Annotated in this window: 1 pseudogene; it reads left to right on the forward strand. The window is 47.2% G+C overall.

The window, feature by feature from the left end:
• Nucleotides 1-185 precede the first annotated feature (185 nt).
• Nucleotides 186-272 (forward strand): annotated as a pseudogene (locus OKB77_RS24050) (gamma carbonic anhydrase family protein); the annotation flags it as partial.
• Nucleotides 273-468 lie beyond the last annotated feature (196 nt).

The raw sequence follows: 468 nt of genomic DNA on the forward strand, positions 1-468 counted from the left end.
TTACCGACTTGGCTTTCTGCGTTGCCGCTTGCCCTGTCGATGGAGGCGCATTATAGGGAACAGATTCTTTCTGGCAACCCCTTATCTGCAATAAAATTGCAAAAAACAGCACTTTTTTAGTTATTCATATCCGACCACAGCTTTTATACAAACTTATCCACAGAAACACCCTTCTGGTTGCTAGAATGGCCGAAAACATGGAGGCCAAGATGGACTTGCGACTGAGACCTTACAAAGGAAAACGCCCGCAAATGGGCAAATGGATATATGTAGGGCGATATCAAGCTGGCTGACGATGTTCACGCCAAGTGAGCCAACTATTCACCGTTCTGCAGGGCTTGGGAACAGCGCTTACTTCTATAGAAGAATAAGAGGTGAATGATGAGTTGAGGCAGTTGAGGCAGTTGAGGCAGTTGAGGCAGTTGAGGCAGTTGAGGCAGTTGAGGCAGTTGAGGCAGTTGAGGCAGT

Origin of the sequence: Aeromonas sp. Y318-3, from assembly GCF_027706185.1 — a bacterium.
Classification (GTDB): Bacteria; Pseudomonadota; Gammaproteobacteria; order Enterobacterales; family Aeromonadaceae; genus Aeromonas; species Aeromonas veronii.